This is a genomic window from Romboutsia sp., from assembly GCF_056995035.1.
This window is the reverse complement of sequence record NZ_JBXKIW010000065.1, coordinates 1-19,745: the sequence shown is the minus strand read 5'-3', so window position 1 is coordinate 19,745 and position 19,745 is coordinate 1. Positions and strand designations below refer to the sequence as shown.

Genomic DNA, 19,745 nt, shown 5'->3' with positions numbered 1-19,745 from the left:
TAAATTATCTAAATTAAACTTATTAACACAAGCATCACAAGCTATGGTAGGTCAAGCTAAACAACAACCAGAAGGTGTAATGCAATTATTAAGATAATTATTAAATTTTAAAGCTAAAGAGTAAAGCAAGTGCTTTACTCTTTATTTTTACAATTTATTAAAAAGAGGATGTGAAAATTATGTTATTAAGTATCGTAATGATGATGAAGAATGAGGAGAAATATTTAAATAAAACATTAACAGCATTACAGCCATTAATGAAAATGATAAATAGTGAACTAATAATACTAGATACGGGTTCTACTGATAAAAGTATAGATATAGCTAAAAAATTTACAGATAAAGTTTATTTTAAACAATGGAATAATAATTTTGCGGATATGAGAAATGAATCAATAAGCTATGCACAAGGAGATTGGATTTTTATATTAGATGCAGATGAAGAATTGACAGATTATAAAAAAATGATTGAATTTTTTAATTCTGATAAGTGCAAAAAATATAATTGTGCATCTATAGAATTAAAAAATATACTATCGGAAGATATTGATGACTATAGTAAAGGGTCTATACCAAGATTGTTTAAATATAATAAAAAGTTTAGTTATAAAGGTGCTATACATGAACAACCTATATATCAAAAACCTATATATAACGATATAGCATCCTTTAATCATTACGGATATATATATATAAATGAAGAACTTAAGCAAAAAAAGATTAAACGAAATGAAATTATATTGCTTTCAGAATTAAAAATAAATCCAAATGATCCATACTTGAATTTTCAAATGGGAAAAAATCATATGGCTGAGGGTAAAGTAGAAGAAGCGCTTCATTATATGGAAAAAGCTTATAAAATATATAAAGATTTAGGCATAATGTATGTAGGTGTATATATGAATTTAGCTAGCCTATATATTAGACTATACAAATTTGATAAAAGTGAAAAAATGTGTTTAAGATATATAAAAAAGGATGATAAAAATATTGATATATATTATTATTTAGCTTTAAGTCAAAAGTCGCTTGGAAAGTACAAAGATAGTTTGGTTAATTACAATAGATATATATTCTTGTTAGAAAATTATGAATTATCAACACAGGCTAATGATGTATGTTGTGATGCAGATACTGTAAGACTTAGGGATAGTGCTGAAATAGAGTTAATTAATATTTATTATTCATTAGAAATGTATGATGAAATTATTAAGAAAGCTAAAAAAATAGAATTTGAACAAATAAAGAAAGTTCACTCAATAATTTTTATGAGTTTATATAGATTAAATAGACTTGAAGAAATAATAGACTTATATAGTATGACTTCAGGCTCTATAGTAGAAAAAAAAGACTTTAAACTAAATTTAGAAAAAATGATATTAATGATAAAAGAATCAGACAGAGAAAAGGTGTATAAGCTGTTAAGTAATATAGATGATAATTATGGCTTATTGAATCAAATTAGATTAGGAAAAAAACTAACAGTTAAAGAATATAGTGAAATTCTTTTAAAAGAAAAAGAAATGTATTATGGAGATATAGTTTATTATGCATTTAAGCAAGATATTGACTTAATAAAAGTATTAAATGAAGTTAGCCATTTATATATACAAAATTATATGAATTATATAATTACTAATAGAAGAGATTGTATATTAGATTTATATGAGTACTTATTAAATGCACCAAATACATTAGATATAAATAAGCTTAGTATATACAGCTCTTTATCTAAATCCTTATTATTTGGTGGAAACTTGATGGATGAAAAATATGAAAAGTTATTTTTAATGTATGTAATGTATAAGTATGATTATTTAAGACAAATATATAATGAAAATTTAACAGATGAAGAATTACTAATTTTTGTAACAAATGAAGAAGAAAGATTTATTATAAATATTATAACAATACAAAAAATTAAGGAAATTGACAAAATAAAATATATAAAACAAATAAAAGCATTACTTATAGATAATCCTCAATACAAAAAAGGAATACAAATATTAATAAATAAATTTGAAAAAGAACTAAATGAAAGCGGAGAATTAAAACAACTTAAAATGCAATATAAATCTATAATTGAAAACAGTATAAATAATGGTAAGTTTGATGAAGCTATTTTAATAATAAATGAATATGAAACTATGTTTAGTCAAGAAGTTGAAATACTAAATATGAAGTCTATTATAGCTTTATTAAATAATGATTTTATAGAGGCAGAGATGTTTTTAAAAAAAGCATTGCTTTTAGATTCAGATAATTCAAATACTATTTTTAATATAGCATATTTAAAAGAAGTTATAGGCGAAACTAAAGAAGCAATAAAATTTTATAATAATATATTATCAATTTGTGAAGATGAAAGTGTAGTTACTGAGGTTAAAGAAAAGATTAATGCAATAAAATAATACACCTAAAAGGGATAAAGGAAGATTGATTATATGGAGATTATTAATAAAATAAAGAATTTAATAAAAAATGATGATGTAGAAAATGCATATGAAATTATAATACAAAATGAAAAAAAATATATAAATAATGAACAATATTGGAATTTAAGAGGAATGTTATGTTTTAAAATACAAGAATACGATGCTGCAATAAGTTGTTACAAGAAATCAATAAACATTAAATATAATTATATAGATTCATATTTTAATTTAATATATACATATATGATTATAGGAGAAAAATTTAAGTCTATTTTATATGCAGGTATTGTATTAAGGTATACTGATGATGATAATTTTATAAATGATATAAAAGATTTATACAAATATGAAGTTTTATCACAAAAATACATTGATATATTGAATAAAGTTAGGACTAATCTTAATATAGAGCCGAATAATATTGACTTAACAAATTATATAGCTAGTAATTTTGATGGTATTGATAAAGAATACATAAATCAATTATCTAAAAGTGATATAGTTACAAATTGGGCATATGTAAATAAAGATTATATAGTTACAAGTAAAGAAATTTTAACGATAAAGGATTTTATATCTAATGATGAATATTTAGGTTTTCACGTGATAGTTCCTTATGATGTAAATTATGTAAATATAACAAGAAAAATAGCATTAGAAGGAATAGCTAAATGTTCAATATTGGTGCCTTGTAACCGAGAGCTTAAATTAATTGACATAAATTACGAAACTATGAAAACTTTGAAAAATAAAGATTATAAAAGAACAATAACTTTAAATAGATTTAATGCAGCTGACTCAAATGTATATGCATTAATAAGGTATATGCCAAAACAATATAAAGATATATATAAATTAAATATTATCAATGGTAAAGATGTGTATGATATAGAAAATATGATTAAAGTGCCTATTATATCATCTGTAACAGTTTCAGGATTCAATACATTCGTAAATTATCCTAAGTTTACTTATAACATTGATGTAGGCCATGGAAGTGTAATATTAAAAAATTGTGGAATAATGGATAAAAAATATAAAGACTTTGCTTTTACACCAGAGGAATATGAAAATATAGATAAAGTTTTTATTTCTTCTAATATGAATATGTTAATCCAAAGTGCATTTTCTGCAATACCAGAAGATAAGTATGAAATTACAGGAAATCCAAGAACAGATACTCTTATGTTATCAGATGGTAGAAAAAATTTAGAAAAGTTATTAAATAAAAATTTAGAAAATAAAAAAATTATATTTAATATGCCTACATTCCATATTCATGAAAATACAGGAATTGTAAATGGAGAAAAATTTGATGATAGTATAAAAATAAATGGATTTGATTATATTAAATTTAATAAATTCTTAAAAGATAATAACGCTATTTGTATATCAAAAGTTCATCATGCTGAAGAAAGACTAATAACAAAGAGCATGGAAAGTTTAAATTTAGAAAATTTATTATTTGTATCTAATAAAGATTTAGAGGAAAAAAACTTAGATTTATATGAAGTTTTAAATTGTGCAGATATTTTGATAACGGATTACTCAAGTATATATGGAGATTTTTTATTTATGAACAAACCTTGTATATTTGTAAATACAGATATAGATAAATATAGAGAAGAAAGAGGTATAAGCTTAGAGCCTTATGATTTTTGGACAGCTGGACCTAAAGTTAAAACTCAAGAAAAATTACAACTAGAGATTAATAACTATATAAATAATAAAGACTGTTTTAAACAAAAAAGAGAAGAGTTGAGGGATGTATTCTATAAGAATAAAGATGACAAATCATCGTTAAGAGTATGGAACTATATAGACAAAGTCTTGAATAAAAAATCAAATTAATTTATAAAACTGATAAAAATGTATATTCTGATAAGTAATGTATATACAATTAATATTTTAATTAAAGTAGTATATAACATTATTTTGAATATATAAAATATCATTGGGAGGATATAGACAGATGGATTATAAATATTGGAATGAGTATTACAGTAAGCAGGTAGCACCAAAGCAACCATCCAAGTTTGCTATGGATATTATGGAGTACTTAGAAAAAGATAAAAAAATGGTTGAATTAGGGTGTGGAAATGGAAGAGATTCTATATTTTTTAGTGAAATTGGAGTAGATGTTGTAGCAATAGACCAATCTGATACTTCTATAAATACGTTAAATAATAATTATAGTGGAAAAATAGAGTTTGTATCGGATGATTTTATTAGAACTAATATATTAAAAAATGAAACATTTGATTATGCTTACAGCAGGTTTACGATACATTCAATTTTAGAAGAAGAAGAAGATGTACTTATAAAAAGAGTTTATGATTCTTTGAAATCTAAAGGTTTATTTTTTATTGAAGTACGTAGTATAAAAGATGAAATATACGGCTTAGGAACTAATATCGGTAGAAATATATACATTTATAATGAACATCGTAGAAGGTTTATAGTAATGGATGAGTTGGTAGGAAAATTAAAATCAGTTGGGTTTAATATTGTTCTTTCAAATGAGAGTAATAATTATGCTATATATAAAGATCAAAACCCAATAGTTATTAGAATTATTGCACAAAAACAATAATTTTAATAATTATGAAAAACAAGGTGGAAAAATCATGAAATATAGATGTAATAAAAATAAGTATAACATAGATATATATTTAAGGAACTTTGAAATATTAGAATGTATTATTTTACTTCTTGAAAAAGAATATATAAATTTAGATATGCTCATAGATATAATAAATGATTTAGCTGATTTTATACAAAACAATAATAAGTACTATTCAAACGTCGATGAATTTAACGAATTAGCAGATTCAGTTGTAAATATAATTGAGAAATTTAATAGTCCAAATAAATGTGAAAGTATAAGTGAGTATGAGATTAGAGATGAACTAAAATTATTATTATATAATCTTAAAAAGGAAATTTTAAATGGTTTTAAAATTAACATATATTTTTACGGAAAAGATAAATATAGTATATTAAATAAATCTTTAAATAAGAATATTATCATCATAGAAGATATAAATGAATTTAAAATTTTACATAATGTAGCACAAGCTACAGAAATAAATGCATTAATATTAAGTGAAGAAACTGTAAATGAGGATTTAGATTTTGAAATGTATTTTGATGATATTATATATTATGATAAGTTAATGAATCATATGTTCAATATAAGTGAAAAAATATATTATAATAACTATGACTATAATTACTTATTGAAATCTTTAGAAAAATATAAGTTTGAAGATATAGAAACTCTAGTTGTAGGAAATTCATATCCACTAACAGGAATAGATATTAAATTACTAAATTCTAATTCAGTGAGTTTAGCTTTATCTAGCCAAGATTTATATTATTCATATAAGTTAACTCAAGTAGCTATAAGTAATAATAAAAATATAAAAAGATGTATTATAGGGGCTGGATATTATTTAGTAAATCATGATTTATCTAAATCTAAGAGTGAGTATTCTTCAAATATGGTTAAAAATGTATACTATCCTATATTAAAAGACAAACATAATTCTGATAAAGTGGATATTATAGAAATATTAAATATTGAAAAAATATTAAATGATTATGTTGTAAGCTATATATTTAATTTGCAATTTTTAGATTACTATTTTAAAGATTTAATATATAGGGATAATAATGGATACTTTAATAAAAATTTTACTAGAGAGAGTAATAGCATTTTAGGTGGAGTAAAATTGAGTAATATTAGTGAAGAGGAAAAATTTAGATTAGGTGAATATAGAGCTAATCAACATAATAAGTTATCTAAATATAAAGAAACTACAGATGAGTATAACTATATATTTAATGAATTTATAAGTTTTTTAGAAGAAAATAATATAGAACCTATAATCGTAGTATTTCCAAACACTAAATATTATAATCAGTTTTTAGATAAGAGCTATGAAAAAGAATTCTACAAAATAGTAGATGGAATAAAAGAAAGAATAAAAATAAAAATAATTAATTTTTCAAAACAAGATATATTTATAGAAGATGACTTTATAGATTTTGACCATATGAGTGAAGCTGGAGCAATAAAAATTACTGATAAATTAAATGAATTATTAAAATGTTAAAAAAATAATTAGAAGCCTTGTATATAATCAGTTATATACAAGGCTTAAACTTATTTAAATGAATTTAATCTATTTAATGCAGGTATATAATTAGAATCATATGATAAATTATAATATTTTAAAGCTTTATCACTGTTACCAATAAGCTCATAAAATACACCTAAATTAAAAGCTGCTAAATAACTACCAGTTCCCTCGACACTATCAGAATCATTACTTTCACCTAATTGCAATGCATTTAAATAGCATAACTCTATATTAGCAAAATAACACATATACTGCTCAGGATTAGAAGCAACTAATTCCGTAAAAAATACACCACAAACAAAGTAAAAATCACAATATTTATTCATTATATCAAAGTTATCATCGATAATTTTTAATCCTTTTTCTAACTCATTAGCCTTAATAATATTGTATAAATAAAGAATCAAACCATCTTTAACGAAAGCATCAGTATCAACATTAAAATTAGTATAAAAAGCGTCGAAATAAGGTAAGGCCTCTTTATACATCTTGTTACTATAATAAGTCTTAGCTGCTTGATACAATAAATATGAATTATTTCTATTTTCTTTCAATTCATTAAGTATCAAAGAAATATTTCTCTCAAATTTATTAGTATGTAAATACCCATCATGCTCTAACTCGATATCTACTCTTTTACGAGGATAACTAGAATCCAATTGTTCGTGAATACTTCCATTAAAATAAACACCCTTAGGAGCTAATCTAGATATAAAAGAATTAGATTTTCTTATTTCACCATCTTGTTCAAATAAATTAACTATTTTTATTTGACCTATAGTCTTATCTTTAGAATTCATAAATTTATAAATACTATTTAAATCTATATTAATAATAAATTCGTCTGCATCTAATATTAAGTTCCAATCACCACTAGATTTGCTAATAGCATAATTTCTAGCATTAGCAAAATTATCATCCCACTTATAATCATATACTTTAGCATTAAATTCTAATGCTATATCTTTAGTTTTATCTGTAGACCCTGTATCTACAATTATTATTTCGTTAACTATATTTTTAACACATTCTAAGCATCTTTTTAATTTAAACTCTTCATTTTTAGTAATCATTACTAAACTTAATTTTTGCAATATATTATCCTCCAAATTTTATGAATACTAAAGTTATTATACGGATGAAAAGTATTATTTTTAACCTTATTTATATTTAATTGCTCTGATAACTGAGAAAAGCTAATTTATGATTTTCTTTTAGCTTTAAATTTAGCATATATGTTAGATATCGTTAGGACGCTAATATCCTGACTTTAAATATTTAAATATAATAAAAAAGTTTCATATTATGTAAGATTATGGTATAATTTACATATAAATAAAATTTAATAGGCAAACCTAGGGAAATCTAGCGACGCAAAACTATAGGGGCTAAAGTTAAAAAACTATGCCAGCCAGCTGCCGAAGAGTTAATAAACTTTTTGTTATCACTGCTGATATAACAAAATACTCTTTCAAGGGTATTTTTTTGTGTGAAAAAAACAATGTATTATAATTATTATTATAAATTGTAAGTCGAACTCAAAATAAAATAAGAATAACTTCACATAAAGGGAAAATATGAATTATTATATCTAAAAAAGTCAAAAAAGTTAGAAAATAGTTGTCATATTTATATTAAAATGTAGAATGTCATTGAAAAAAAGTGTATAATGTAGATTATAGCTTACTAAAATGAAATAAAAACGTTGGATAATTGTGTAGTTAAAATTTATTTTATAATTTTATTTTGGTTTGCATTCAAGCAATTAGCAATGAGGAATAATATTATAAAAGTAATTTAAACTATTCTTTTCGAGGATAGTTTTTTTATTGAAAATAACAAATTAGGAGGGGTTATGGATATATACAATTTAATGAAAATGAGCTTAGATGCTACAGACTTAAGAAGTAAAACTATTGCAAATAATATTGCAAATATAAATACACCAGAATATAAGAGAAAATATGTAACTTTTGAAGAAACGTTAAATGATAGTATGGGAAATAAACCTAAAATAGAAGTAAAAACTGATACAACTTCAGTTATGAGAGAAGATGGAAACAATATTGATTTAGAAAATGAAAAGGTAAATCAAGCATCGACAACACTTGAGTATAATGCTTTAGTGAACCTTACTAATACTAAGTTAGCGATGATAAAAAGTGTAATATCGGGGAGGTAAGTAAATGAGCGTTTTTAGTGGAATGAGAATTAGTGCAAGTGGTCTTTCTGCAGAGAGATTGAGAATGGATATTATATCATCAAATGTGGCAAATTCTAAAACTACAAGAACTGAAGATGGTGGGGCATATAAACGTAAAGTTGCTACTTTTTCTGAAAATTATGATGAGAAATTAGGTATGCTAGGTGTAAAAACTGTATCAATAGAAGAAGATAAGTCTCCTCTTAGAAAACTATATGAGCCAGAACATCCAGATGCAGATGAAAAGGGATATGTGGAATATCCTAATGTGGATATGTTAGTTGAAATGTCAGATTTAATAACGGCGTCTAGAGCTTATGAATCTAACGTTGATACTTTAAATGCACAAAAAAGTATGCTATCAAAAGCACTAGAAATAGGAAGATAATATAAAGAGGTGAGTATATGCAAGGTATAAGTGCTATAGCAGCGAAGTCAAATATATTTACACAAGGTATAGAAAATACTGTGGTAAATAATGAACAGCTAGTAAATAAAAAAGAGTCAAAGGCAAGCTTCTCAGATGTTATAGGTGATGCTATAGAGAAAGTAAATGAAAGTCAAGTGAATGCTAACAACAAGATAGAAGGCCTTATTAAAGGTGAAAACGTAAGCATGCACGAGGTTATGTTGTCAGTACAGGAATCACAAATGTCAATGCAGTTGATGTTAGAGGTTAGAAATAAGTTATTTGATGCTTATCAAGAGATAAGTAAAGTGCAATTGTAGGCTATTAACAAGGAGTAAATAAATGAATGTAAAAGAAATTATACAAAATATAAAAAATTTCATGGGCACTAAAAAGGAACAGTTTAATGGCTTAAAAAAAGGAAAAAAGATAGCTATTATAATTGGAATTATAACTATTATTTTGGCAACTATTTTTGGAATTAAATATGCAAAAGATAATAAATACGATGTACTTTTTTCAGGTTTAAATTCTACTGATGCTAAAGTTATAACTAGCGAATTAGAAAGTAGAAAAGTTGAGACTAAGGTAGAAGGAGATCGTATATATGTACCTAAGGAAGAAGTAGATAAGCTGAGACTCGAATTATCAAGTAGTATATCTAATGGTTCAAAGGGGTTTGAACTTATGGATGAGGGTTCTTCTTTCGGTATGACTGATGAAGAATTTGAGATAAAAAAACAAAGAATGATTCAAGGAGAGATAGAAAAGACAATAAAAACTTTCCCTCAAGTAGAAAGTGCAAGAGTACAGATAACACAAGGTGAGAAATCAGTTTTTGCTAAGGAAAGTGTTCCAGGAAAAGCTGCTGTATCTATTAATTTGAAGCCAGGTACGAATTTAGAACCTAGTCAAGTAAGGTCTATAATGTCATTAGTATCTGCAAGTACTTCTAATATACCAAAACAAAATGTTGAAGTAATAGATCAAAATATGAATTTATTATCAGAAGGTATATTTGATGAAAAAGGAAATGTTAATTCAGCGAATTCAAATGGAGTTGATATAGCTAGAAAAGCAGAAAAAGAATTAAGCGAAGACTTAGAAAGGTCTATTGTAGGATTATTAGAGCCTATATTTGGTGAAGGTAAGGTAAAGGCTACTGTAAATGCAGACTTAAATTTTGACACTAGCGAAAAAACCGAGCTAGTAATAGATCCAAACAAAGTAGTCATAAGTGAGTCAAAGAGTGAAAATAAATCTACAGAAGCAGGCAACACTGGCGGTGCTGTAGATAATAATATGAATAATGTAGGGAATGCTGCACAAGGAATTAGTGAAAGTAAAGAACAGAAGACAGAATATAAAGTTGGAAAGATAGAAACTAAAACTATAAATGCTCAAGGCGAACTTAATAAGATTACAGCGTCTGTTGCTATTGATGGAAATTTAGATGCTTTAGATACTAAAAATGTTAAAAATATGGTGGCAAATACTATAGGTATGCAAAAAGCTAGAGGCGATGATGTTGCTGTAGTAGCTATGGATTTTAACATGAATGGTGATGATCAAACCAATGCTAATAAAGAGGATGAGGGAGCAATTAAGGTGTTAAAAACAACAGGTTATATAGTAGGAGCAATTTTATTACTAATAGCAATTGCATTAATAACGATGTTTATCATTAAGAAAAGAAATCAAAACAAAGAAGATGACTTTGATGAAGATGCTGAAATAGATTTAATAAATCAGAAGTTAGAAGAGATAGAGAAAAATAGATTAGCTAATGGTGAAGAAGACGAGGAAAGTATTACTTTAGAAGAAGAGGTTAGAAATTATGCTTCTGAAAATCCAGATCAAGTTACAGAATTAATTAAGAGCTGGTTAAACGAATAAAAGGTGGTTGTTGATTTTGGAAAATGAAATTACTAAATCAGGAAATGCATTTGACCTAGGTGATATAGCTAAGGTTAGAAAAGTTAGTGGTTCAAGAAAAGCAGCAGTGCTTTTAATGACATTAGGAACTGATGTGTCAGCTAGTATAATAATGAATTTATCTGATAAAAAAATACAAAAAATAGGTTTGGAAATAGCTAACATACACACTGTAAACGCTAGAGAGAGAAGAGAAATTCTTCAAGAGTTTATAGAATTAAATAAGGGCAAAGAATTTGTACTAGAGGGTGGTATAGATTATGCAACATCTTTACTTAGTGGTGCACTTGGAAGTCAAAGGGCGAATAAGCTTTTAGAAGGTATTAAATATGATGCATATACAAAGCTGTTTATGGCTGCAAGAAAAGCAGAGCCAGAACAAATTTTAGCCTGTATACAAGGAGAAAGTTCTCAAACAATAGCTATAATTCTTTCTCATATTCAACCAGATAAGGCTGCATTAATTTTAAGTGAATTACCTACTAAAGTTAAGAATGAGGTTTCCTTAAAAATAGGTAGTACTTCATCGGTATCGCCAAATATTATAAAAGCTATAGATAAAGCAGTTGAATCTAAATTAGCTAAGTTAGGGCAACATGAGATGGAAAGTTCCGGTGGGGTTGATAGCTTAGTAGATATATTAGGTAATGTAGATAGAAAAACAGAAAAAAGTATAATCAACTATATAGAAGAAAATAATGGTGAATTAGCAGAAGAAATCAAAGCGAATATGTTTATATTTGATGATATTGTTAGACTTGATAATATGACGATTCAAAGAATTCTTAAAGAAGTTAATGTTAAGGATATTTCATTTGCGCTTAAAGGTTCATCTAAAGAGGTTGCAAATGTTATATTTAGGAATCAATCACAAAGAGCATCTCAAACACTTAGAGAAGAAATTGAGCTATTAGGTAAGATAAAGATATCTCAAGTGGAAGAGTCTCAACAGAATATAGTTAATATAATTAGAAGGCTTGAAGATATGGGTGAAATAACATTAGCTAGAGGATCAGATGATGAATTTATCTTATAAAAACAGCAAGATTATTAAAAGTAAGGATGTAATTGTCATAGGCAAAAAAACCTTAAAAAGCAATGTTAGTAAACTAGTACAACAAGAAGTAACAGTAGTTAATGAAGCGCAAGAAGAAGAATTTATAAAAAAAGAAGAAGAAATAAAATTAAAGTTAATTGAAGTAGAAAAGAGATACGAAGAAATTATTAAAGAAGCGCAGGAAGAAAGTTTTAAAATAATAGAAGCTAGTAAAATTGAAGCTTTAGGTATAGAAAAAAAAGCTTATGAGCAAGGCCATAGCCAAGGGTTAAAAAATGGATATGAAGATGGGTATAAAGAAGCTTATGAAGATAATATTGAAAAAGCAAAACTAGAAGCAAGTGAAATAATACAAAATGCTAATGATACTTTATTTGAAGCTAAGGAACATGTGCTAAGTTATATGAAAGAAAATAAAGAGTGTATATTAGGCTTAAGTATAAGTATAGCAGAACAAGTTTTAAGAGAGAAATTTAATGATATATCTTCAATGAATAATATATTAATCAACATAATTGAAGAATATGAACTTAAAGAAAATGTTGTTGTAAAAGTTAATCCTCTATATAAGGAAAGTCTAGATAATAAGATTATAGAACTTAAAGAAAGCTATAAAGTAAATGGTGATGTATTTATTTTAGGTGATGAGTCTATTAAACAAGGCAATGCAGTAATTGATACCTTAAAAGGTAGGTTAATTATTGGAATTGACTGTGTATTAGATAAGATAAAAGAGGAGTTATTATGATTAATATAGATTTTGAAAAGTTAGTAAATAGAGTTAAAGATATTCCATCTATTATATCTGAAGGTAAGGTTAAAAAAATAATTGGTCTTACAGTTGAGGTAGAAGGAATAAAAGGATTTGTGGGAGAGTTATGTACGGTATATAATCAGTTAAACCACCCTATAGACTGTGAAGTGGTTGGTTTTAAAGATGGTGATGTAATATTAATGCCACTTGGAGAACTAACTGGGATTGGTGCTGGTTGCAAGGTTATAGCAAAAGGTATTCCTCTTAGTGTTAAGTGTAGTAATGAGCTATTAGGAAAAGTATTAGATGGACTAGGTAATCCTATAGATGGTAGCCAGGTAGTATCAGGTGAGAGATATAGTTTGTTCAATCAACCCCCAGATCCTATGAAAAGGCAAAGAATAACTAAAGTTATGCCTACGGGAATAAAAGCGATTGATGGGTTTTTAACTTGTGGAGAAGGCCAAAGAATAGGCATATTTGCAGGTAGTGGTGTTGGTAAAAGTACTACTTTAGGTATGATGGCAAGAACTGCTCAAGCAGATGTAAATGTAATTGCTCTTATCGGAGAAAGAGGGAGAGAAGTTCTGGATTTTATAGAAAGAGATTTAGGAGAAGAAGGAATGAAAAAGTCAGTAGTAGTGTGTGCTACTTCTGACAAATCGCCTCTAGTAAGATTAAAAGGAGCTTTAACAGCAACATCAATTGCTGAGTACTTTAGAGACCAAGGTAAGAAAGTTATTTTGATGATGGACTCAGTAACTAGATTTGCTATGGCTCAAAGAGAAGTTGGACTAGCTATAGGTGAACCTCCTGCTCAAAAGGGGTATACACCATCAGTTTTTGCGATGCTTCCAAAGCTTATGGAAAGAAGCGGTTTATCTGATAAAGGTTCCATAACAGCTTTTTATACTGTATTAGTTGATGGAGACGATTTTAATGAACCAATAGCAGATACGGTAAGGGGAATATTAGATGGTCATATAGTTTTATCTAGAAGTTTAGCACATAAAAATCATTATCCAGCTATTGATATATTGAACAGTGTTAGTAGACTTATGAATGAAATTGCTGAAGATGAACATAAAAACTCTGCATCTCTTGCAAGAGATATACTTGCTACCTACAAAGAAGCTGAAGATTTGATTAACATTGGGGCATATGAAAACGGTTCAAATAAAAATATAGATATGTCTATTGCGTACATAGATAAAGTAAATGATTTTTTAAAGCAAAGGGTAAACGAAAATATACCTTTTGAAAATAGCAAGAACGTGTTAAGCAATATGTTTAACTAAAGGAGATCGAGTAAGTGAGCAAATTTAAATTTAAACTTCAAAAACTATTAGATATAAAGATAAAAGATGAAGACGAAAGTAAACTAAGATACACGCAAGCTCAAAATAAGAAAAGAGTGACAGAAGAAAGCTTAAAGAGTTTAGAGCTAAATTATGAAAAGTATTCTGATTTAAGCAATCATAAGGATATAGTTACACAAAAGATAACAATTAATTATTTAGCAGCACTTACTCAAACTATAAAAGAAACTAATGAAAATCTTAAAAAACAAGAAACAAAAGTACATGAAGCTAAAGAAGATTTTATACAAAGACAAATAAAAAGAAAATCTCTAGAAATACTTAAAGAGAATGCCTTAGAAAAGCTAAGAAAACAAGAAGAAAGAGTAGAACAAATAACTAATGATGAGTTTGCTTTATATGCATATATGAGAAATCAAGCAAAGTCATTGTAAAAGGATGAACAAATATGAATGTAAATATTTCAACACAAAGTATGAATAATTTCCGAGGAAATAACAGCACTAACGATATTTCGTCAAATAAAGGTGAATTTGAAAGTGTTTTCAGTGAATTAGGAAGTACAGATGAAGAAATTGATTTAGCAATAGATAAAGATGGTATTGAAGATGTTGAAAATATTATTGATAATGGCTTACTTCAAAATATGCTAAATAATATTGAAATTATGGATCTAAGAGAATTTATTAACTTTAAGAACGATAAAACTTCACTTTCAGACGAAGTAGATAGTGATTCAACAAGTCAGTTAGATTTATTAAAGGAAATAGATGGTTTGTTAAAACAAAATGGGTTTGATAATGCAAATACAAATAATCAAGTTAAATTAGAGAATAATGCAATTTATGACTTTATAAAACAAAATAATCAAACTGAATTTGGTGACAACAAAATAAGTAATGCAGTTTATGAATTTATAAAACAAAATAATCAAACTGAACTTGATGATAACAAAATAGGTAATGAAGTTTATGACTTTATAAGACAAAGTATTGATGAAGAGGAACGTATAAGCTTAAAAGATGTATCAGATAGTAAAAAATCAAATATAGAAAATGAATTAAAGCAACAAATTAATAAGTTAGATGGTTACAAACAATTAGAAATTAGTAGTTTATCCAATAAAAGTAATGTATTACAAAATACAGTATCAAATACAAATCTAAAAGATAAGGATTTAGATACGTTAGAAAGCATTCTAGATATAAATGATGGAAATAATTTCATGTTTCAAAATAATAATTTAAATGCAGTGAACACACAAACATCACAAGACAATGTTTCAAGTGAAGCACCTGTAACTACTATTCGACAAGAATTTATAGGTGAAGATGTTGTAAAAACTGTAAAGTATTTAAAGTCAAATGGTCTTGAAGAAATAAAAATAAAGATAAGCCCAAGAGAATTGGGAGATATGACTATAAAGCTTATAAAAAACCATGAAGAAACTAAAGTGTTAATAACTATAAGTAAAGAAGATGTATTTGATATGGTTAATAAAAAAATAGGAGATATAACTAAGCACTTAAATGATTTGAATATTAATGTCAAGGAAGTATCAGTTGATATAAAAAGTGATAATAAAAATTTCTTTTCAGATAATTTAAATCAAGAATTTAATAAAAAAAATCAGCAAAACAAAAAGAAAAGAACTAAGTATGAAGATACAGAAATTGAAACTATAGAAGAAATAAAAGAAAATAACAGGGTAGAAGAAAATATAGATATATTAATCTAAAGGGGGAACTATGAATAGTTTAACAACAACTAGTAATGATATAAGTACTAAAAATACTAGGACTTATAATAAAACTGAAAATGGAACTAATATAGTTATGCCAGGAAAAGAAACTGATAAGGAGTTATTCTTGAAGATGCTAGTTGGCCAAATGAGTAACCAAGATCCATTTAATCCGCAAGACCCAACTCAGTATGTAACACAATTAGCTCAGTTTAATACTTTAGAACAAATGATGAATCTTAATGATGGCATGGAATATCTTATGGGAATGACAAATGGGCTTCTTGTAAATTCAGCTATGGGAATGGCATCATCTATAATAGGTAAACAGGTAGAAGTTTATGCTCCTATTGAAAATATAGATGAAGTCTCTACTGAAGTCGAGGATACAGAAGGTTCTAATAAAGAAACTTTAACCGGTGTAGTTGAAGGTGTTCATATAAAAGATGGAATGGTGTATATGGATGTAAGAATAGATGAAACTAAAGAGCTGAAATCAATAGAGTATGGAGCTCTTATAAAAGTAAGTGAGAAAAATATAAATTCAGATGTAAATTCAGATAATAGGGGAGAGTAAACTTATGTTAAGATCAATGTATGCAGGAATCAGTGGTATGAAAGCAAATCAAACAAAGATGGATGTTGTTGGTAATAACGTTGCAAATGTTGGAACTACAGCTTATAAAAAAACAAATACAAGATTTTCAGATGCACTATATCAAAATACTATATATGCAAGTGCTCCAGGTGGTGGAATAGGTGGAGTTAATCCAGGGCAAGTAGGAATAGGTACTAAAGTAAGTGGTATATTTAAAAATATGGTACAAGGAGCTATACAACCAACAGGAAGACCTACCGATTTAGCAATAGATGGAGATGGGTTATTCAAAATTAAATTATCGGAAAATAACTATGCATATACAAGAGATGGTTCATTTAACTTAGATGCGGATGGCAATCTAGTAACAGCAGAAGGATATTATGTTGTAGGAGATGATGATAAAGCTATAAAAATACCTAAGGCAGTAGATGCTGCTGGAAATCCTGTTGATGTTGGAGTTGCAGGTTCAAAAAGAGTATTATCTTTTAACATATCTAAAGAAGGTAAAATATCATATCTTTTAGAAGATGGTACAAAGATGCCGCAATTAAATCCTGATGGATCTATAAAAGTAGGTACTCAACAAAAATTAAATATAGCTGTATTCAAAAATCCAGAAGGATTAGAGTCGCTAGGTGGAAATCTTTATAAAGCATCAGCTAACTCAGGAGATCCTATAAAAACTGAAGTGATGGGAAAAATAAACCAAGGAGCTATAGAGATGTCTAACGTTGATTTATCAGAAGAATTCACAGAGATGATAGTTACAACTAGAGCCTTCCAAGCTTCAAGTAAGGTAATAACAACTAGTGATGAATTATTACAAGAGATAATAAATCTTAAGAGATAGTAAGAGAGGGACAAAATGAAAAAACAAGATATCTTAACACCTATAGGATTAATTTTAGTAATAGGATTAATCTTATTTGGAATATCACAAGGTGGAACAGGAGTTTCTGCATTTATTGATATTCCATCAGTAGCAATAACTATAGGAGGGTCTTTTGCAGCAGTACTTATAACTTTTTCAATTGAAGATATTAAAAAAATTCCTAAAGTAGTTAAAATAAGTTTTACTTCTAATAATACTTACAAAATGGATTTAGTAGATCAATTTAAAGAAATATCAAGAAAGGTAAGAAAAGATGGTGTTTTAGCAATAGAAGATGACGTAGCTGAAATAGAAGATGATTTCTTACGAAAAGGATTAGAATTAGTTATAGATGGAATGGAACCAGAAGCTATAAGTGAAATATTAGAAATAGAAATGACAGAAGTCGAAGGTAGTTATAATAAAGGTTCAAAAATATTTAAATTATGGGGTTCTTATGCTCCCGCATTTGGTATGGTAGGAACTTTAATTGGTCTTATACAAATGTTAGCAGATATGGGTTCGCCAGAAGTTATAGCATCAGGAATGTCAAAAGCACTTATAACTACTTTTTATGGAGCATTATTGTCAAATGCAGTTTTAATTCCGATAGGTTTTAATATACAAGATAAAGGCGAAAAAGAAATAGGGTTCAAAGAAATGATGATTTGTGGAATTATTAGTATACAAAACGGAGATAGTTCGAGGGTAATAGAAGAAAAATTAGTAAGTTACTTAAGTTCAAAAGAAAGACTTAAGTATTATGATAGAGAAGTTGGTGGTAAGGAAGTGGATAAAGATGCAGCCTAGAAAGAAAAAAAGAAGTACAGAAGATGATGTAAACACAAATGCTTGGATGGACACTTATGCAGATACAATAACTTTACTTCTTACGTTTTTTATATTGCTATATTCAATTGCATCTGTAGATAGCCAAAAGCTAAATGAACTATCAGAAGCTATGAAAGAATCATTAAGTGGCTCTACTGAAATTTCAGAAATTAAAAATATTAAAGATTTAAAGGCACAAGCAAGCGGATCAGGTTCAGATTATGAAGAATTGGCACAAAAACTAAATAAAATAATAGAAAAGAATGGGCTAACAGAAGTTATAAAAATTAGAGAAGAAGATAGAGGTATAGTTCTTCAATTAGATGAAACTATACTGTTTGACTCTGGACGTGCAGATTTAAAAGATTATAGTAGAGAAGTTTTAGAAACTATAACTACTATAATAAATAATACAGATAATGATGTACTAGTTGAAGGTAATACAGATAATATCCCAATGAACAATGAAAGATTTGGTTCTAACTGGGAGTTGTCAACAGCAAGAGCAGTGAGTGTTGTAAGATATTTTGTTGGAACACAAAATATTGATCCAGCTAGGTTTTCAGTTAAGGGATATGGTGAGTACAACCCAATAGTAGATAATTCAACACCAGAAAATAAAGCTATAAATAGAAGAGTAGATATTCTAATTGTAGAGCAAAAGGAGAAAAAATAAAAAATATCATGGATAATATGCTGCAGTACTTAATAAATTTAAGTATATTTATACCAGTTATTATTATTTTAATAGTGGTATCTATAAAACTTAGTAAACCCAACTTTGAGGGTATGGGTATATATAAATATACTCAGATAATAGAAAGAACAAACTTAAATAAAGATACCAATGTATTTGTTTTAAAGATAGGTGATGAAGGTTGTGTGCTAGTATCATCACCTTCTCAAGTAGAAAAGATAAAAGACATAAGTAAGCAAGAAATGCAAGAAATAGAATATAACAAAAAGGAAATTAAGAAAATAAAATTAGTTAATCTAAATAAAAATAAAATCAACCTAAAAAAATTAAATTTTAAAAAAATAGAATTGAAAAAAATAGATTTAAGTGAACTAGAGTTGAAAAAATTAGAACTAAAAAAATTAGAACTAAAGAAATTAGAACTAAAGAAATTAGATTTTAAAAAATTTAGTTTGAAGGAGAATAGAGATGGAGACATTAGCTAATTTTGTATCAAATCCCAAAGAACTTACTCCTTTAATACAGCTGTTTGTAATGCTAAATTTTTTAATGTTTTTATCAACTGCTATCTTTATGATGACAAGTTTTGTAAGAATAATTATTACATTTTCATTTTTAAAGTCAGCATTAGGAGTACAGCAAACCATACCAAATCAAATATTAGCTGGACTTGCAATGATACTAACTATATTTATAATGACACCAACTATAAATGAAATAAATGACAATGCAATACAACCATATATA

The 19,745-nt window shown here is 26.8% G+C and carries 19 protein-coding genes, 1 pseudogene and 1 riboswitch; of the genes and pseudogenes, 19 read left to right on the top strand and 1 reads right to left on the bottom strand.

Features of this window, described 5'->3' with window-relative positions:
* Window positions 1-179: 179 nt before the first annotated feature.
* From AC11VW_RS10250 to AC11VW_RS10235, 4 genes are all read left to right on the top strand, one after another.
* Window positions 180-2,411 carry a glycosyltransferase gene (locus AC11VW_RS10250; RefSeq protein WP_484301319.1) on the top strand — a complete coding sequence of 744 codons (2,232 nt, stop codon included), beginning with the start codon at window positions 180-182 and terminating at the stop codon, window positions 2,409-2,411.
* A gap of 33 nt (window positions 2,412-2,444) precedes the next feature.
* A complete protein-coding gene (locus AC11VW_RS10245) occupies window positions 2,445-4,286 on the top strand; it encodes a CDP-glycerol glycerophosphotransferase family protein (protein WP_484301318.1) in 1,842 nt (613 codons plus the stop codon).
* A gap of 121 nt (window positions 4,287-4,407) precedes the next feature.
* Window positions 4,408-5,028, top strand: a complete 621-nt coding sequence (locus AC11VW_RS10240) for a class I SAM-dependent methyltransferase (RefSeq protein ID WP_484301317.1) — start codon at window positions 4,408-4,410, stop codon at window positions 5,026-5,028.
* Window positions 5,029-5,062: 34 nt separating this feature from the next.
* Entirely contained in the window at window positions 5,063-6,553 is a 1,491-nt protein-coding gene (locus AC11VW_RS10235) for a hypothetical protein (protein WP_484301316.1), read from the top strand.
* Between the two features lie 50 nt (window positions 6,554-6,603).
* On the opposite strand, the gene AC11VW_RS10230 is transcribed toward AC11VW_RS10235, so the two are convergent.
* The gene (locus AC11VW_RS10230; RefSeq protein WP_484301315.1) at window positions 6,604-7,674 is read right to left on the bottom strand and encodes a tetratricopeptide repeat-containing glycosyltransferase family 2 protein; all 1,071 of its coding nucleotides are present in this window, start codon (window positions 7,672-7,674) and stop codon (window positions 6,604-6,606) included.
* A 244-nt stretch (window positions 7,675-7,918) separates the two neighbouring features.
* Window positions 7,919-8,003: riboswitch (cyclic di-GMP riboswitch) on the top strand.
* Window positions 8,004-8,435: 432 nt separating this feature from the next.
* Between AC11VW_RS10230 and AC11VW_RS10225 the strand changes: the two genes are divergently transcribed.
* The 15 genes and pseudogenes from AC11VW_RS10225 to AC11VW_RS10155 form a co-directional block, all read left to right on the top strand.
* The gene (locus AC11VW_RS10225) at window positions 8,436-8,762 is read left to right on the top strand and encodes a flagellar basal body protein (protein WP_484301314.1); all 327 of its coding nucleotides are present in this window, start codon (window positions 8,436-8,438) and stop codon (window positions 8,760-8,762) included.
* A 4-nt stretch (window positions 8,763-8,766) separates the two neighbouring features.
* Window positions 8,767-9,171 (top strand): flagellar basal body rod protein FlgC, encoded by a 405-nt coding sequence (flgC, locus tag AC11VW_RS10220; RefSeq protein WP_484301313.1) that lies wholly within the window; start codon window positions 8,767-8,769, stop codon window positions 9,169-9,171.
* 17 nt (window positions 9,172-9,188) lie between these two features.
* Complete coding sequence (fliE, locus tag AC11VW_RS10215) at window positions 9,189-9,512, top strand: flagellar hook-basal body complex protein FliE (RefSeq protein ID WP_484301312.1); 324 nt, start codon at window positions 9,189-9,191, stop codon at window positions 9,510-9,512.
* 22 nt (window positions 9,513-9,534) lie between these two features.
* Entirely contained in the window at window positions 9,535-11,088 is a 1,554-nt protein-coding gene (fliF, locus tag AC11VW_RS10210; RefSeq protein WP_484301311.1) for a flagellar basal-body MS-ring/collar protein FliF, read from the top strand.
* Window positions 11,089-11,104: 16 nt separating this feature from the next.
* Window positions 11,105-12,163, top strand: coding sequence for a flagellar motor switch protein FliG (fliG, locus tag AC11VW_RS10205; RefSeq protein ID WP_484301310.1), 1,059 nt, complete (start codon window positions 11,105-11,107; stop codon window positions 12,161-12,163).
* Window positions 12,144-12,932 (top strand): FliH/SctL family protein, encoded by a 789-nt coding sequence (locus tag AC11VW_RS10200; RefSeq protein ID WP_484301309.1) that lies wholly within the window; start codon window positions 12,144-12,146, stop codon window positions 12,930-12,932. The genes fliG and AC11VW_RS10200 overlap by 20 nt, the downstream gene beginning before the upstream one ends.
* Window positions 12,929-14,236, top strand: a complete 1,308-nt coding sequence (fliI, locus tag AC11VW_RS10195) for a flagellar protein export ATPase FliI (RefSeq protein ID WP_484301308.1) — start codon at window positions 12,929-12,931, stop codon at window positions 14,234-14,236. Before AC11VW_RS10200 ends, fliI begins: the two co-directional genes overlap by 4 nt.
* A 14-nt stretch (window positions 14,237-14,250) precedes the next feature.
* Window positions 14,251-14,691: a flagellar export protein FliJ gene (fliJ, locus tag AC11VW_RS10190; RefSeq protein WP_484301307.1), complete on the top strand. Its 441-nt coding sequence runs from the start codon at window positions 14,251-14,253 to the stop codon at window positions 14,689-14,691.
* Between the two features lie 14 nt (window positions 14,692-14,705).
* Complete coding sequence (locus tag AC11VW_RS10185) at window positions 14,706-15,995, top strand: flagellar hook-length control protein FliK (protein ID WP_484301306.1); 1,290 nt, start codon at window positions 14,706-14,708, stop codon at window positions 15,993-15,995.
* Window positions 15,996-16,005: 10 nt separating this feature from the next.
* Window positions 16,006-16,575, top strand: a complete 570-nt coding sequence (locus AC11VW_RS10180; RefSeq protein WP_484301305.1) for a flagellar hook assembly protein FlgD — start codon at window positions 16,006-16,008, stop codon at window positions 16,573-16,575.
* Window positions 16,576-16,579: 4 nt separating this feature from the next.
* Window positions 16,580-17,449, top strand: a complete 870-nt coding sequence (locus tag AC11VW_RS10175) for a flagellar hook-basal body protein (protein ID WP_484301304.1) — start codon at window positions 16,580-16,582, stop codon at window positions 17,447-17,449.
* A gap of 15 nt (window positions 17,450-17,464) precedes the next feature.
* Window positions 17,465-18,280 carry a motility protein A gene (locus AC11VW_RS10170; protein ID WP_484301303.1) on the top strand — a complete coding sequence of 272 codons (816 nt, stop codon included), beginning with the start codon at window positions 17,465-17,467 and terminating at the stop codon, window positions 18,278-18,280.
* The gene (locus AC11VW_RS10165) at window positions 18,270-18,977 is read left to right on the top strand and encodes an OmpA/MotB family protein (protein WP_484301302.1); all 708 of its coding nucleotides are present in this window, start codon (window positions 18,270-18,272) and stop codon (window positions 18,975-18,977) included. The genes AC11VW_RS10170 and AC11VW_RS10165 overlap by 11 nt, the downstream gene beginning before the upstream one ends.
* 17 nt (window positions 18,978-18,994) lie before the next feature.
* Window positions 18,995-19,483 (top strand): hypothetical protein, encoded by a 489-nt coding sequence (locus tag AC11VW_RS10160; protein WP_484301301.1) that lies wholly within the window; start codon window positions 18,995-18,997, stop codon window positions 19,481-19,483.
* Window positions 19,467-19,745 (top strand): annotated as a pseudogene (locus AC11VW_RS10155) (flagellar type III secretion system pore protein FliP); the annotation flags it as partial. The gene AC11VW_RS10160 and the pseudogene AC11VW_RS10155, both read left to right, overlap by 17 nt.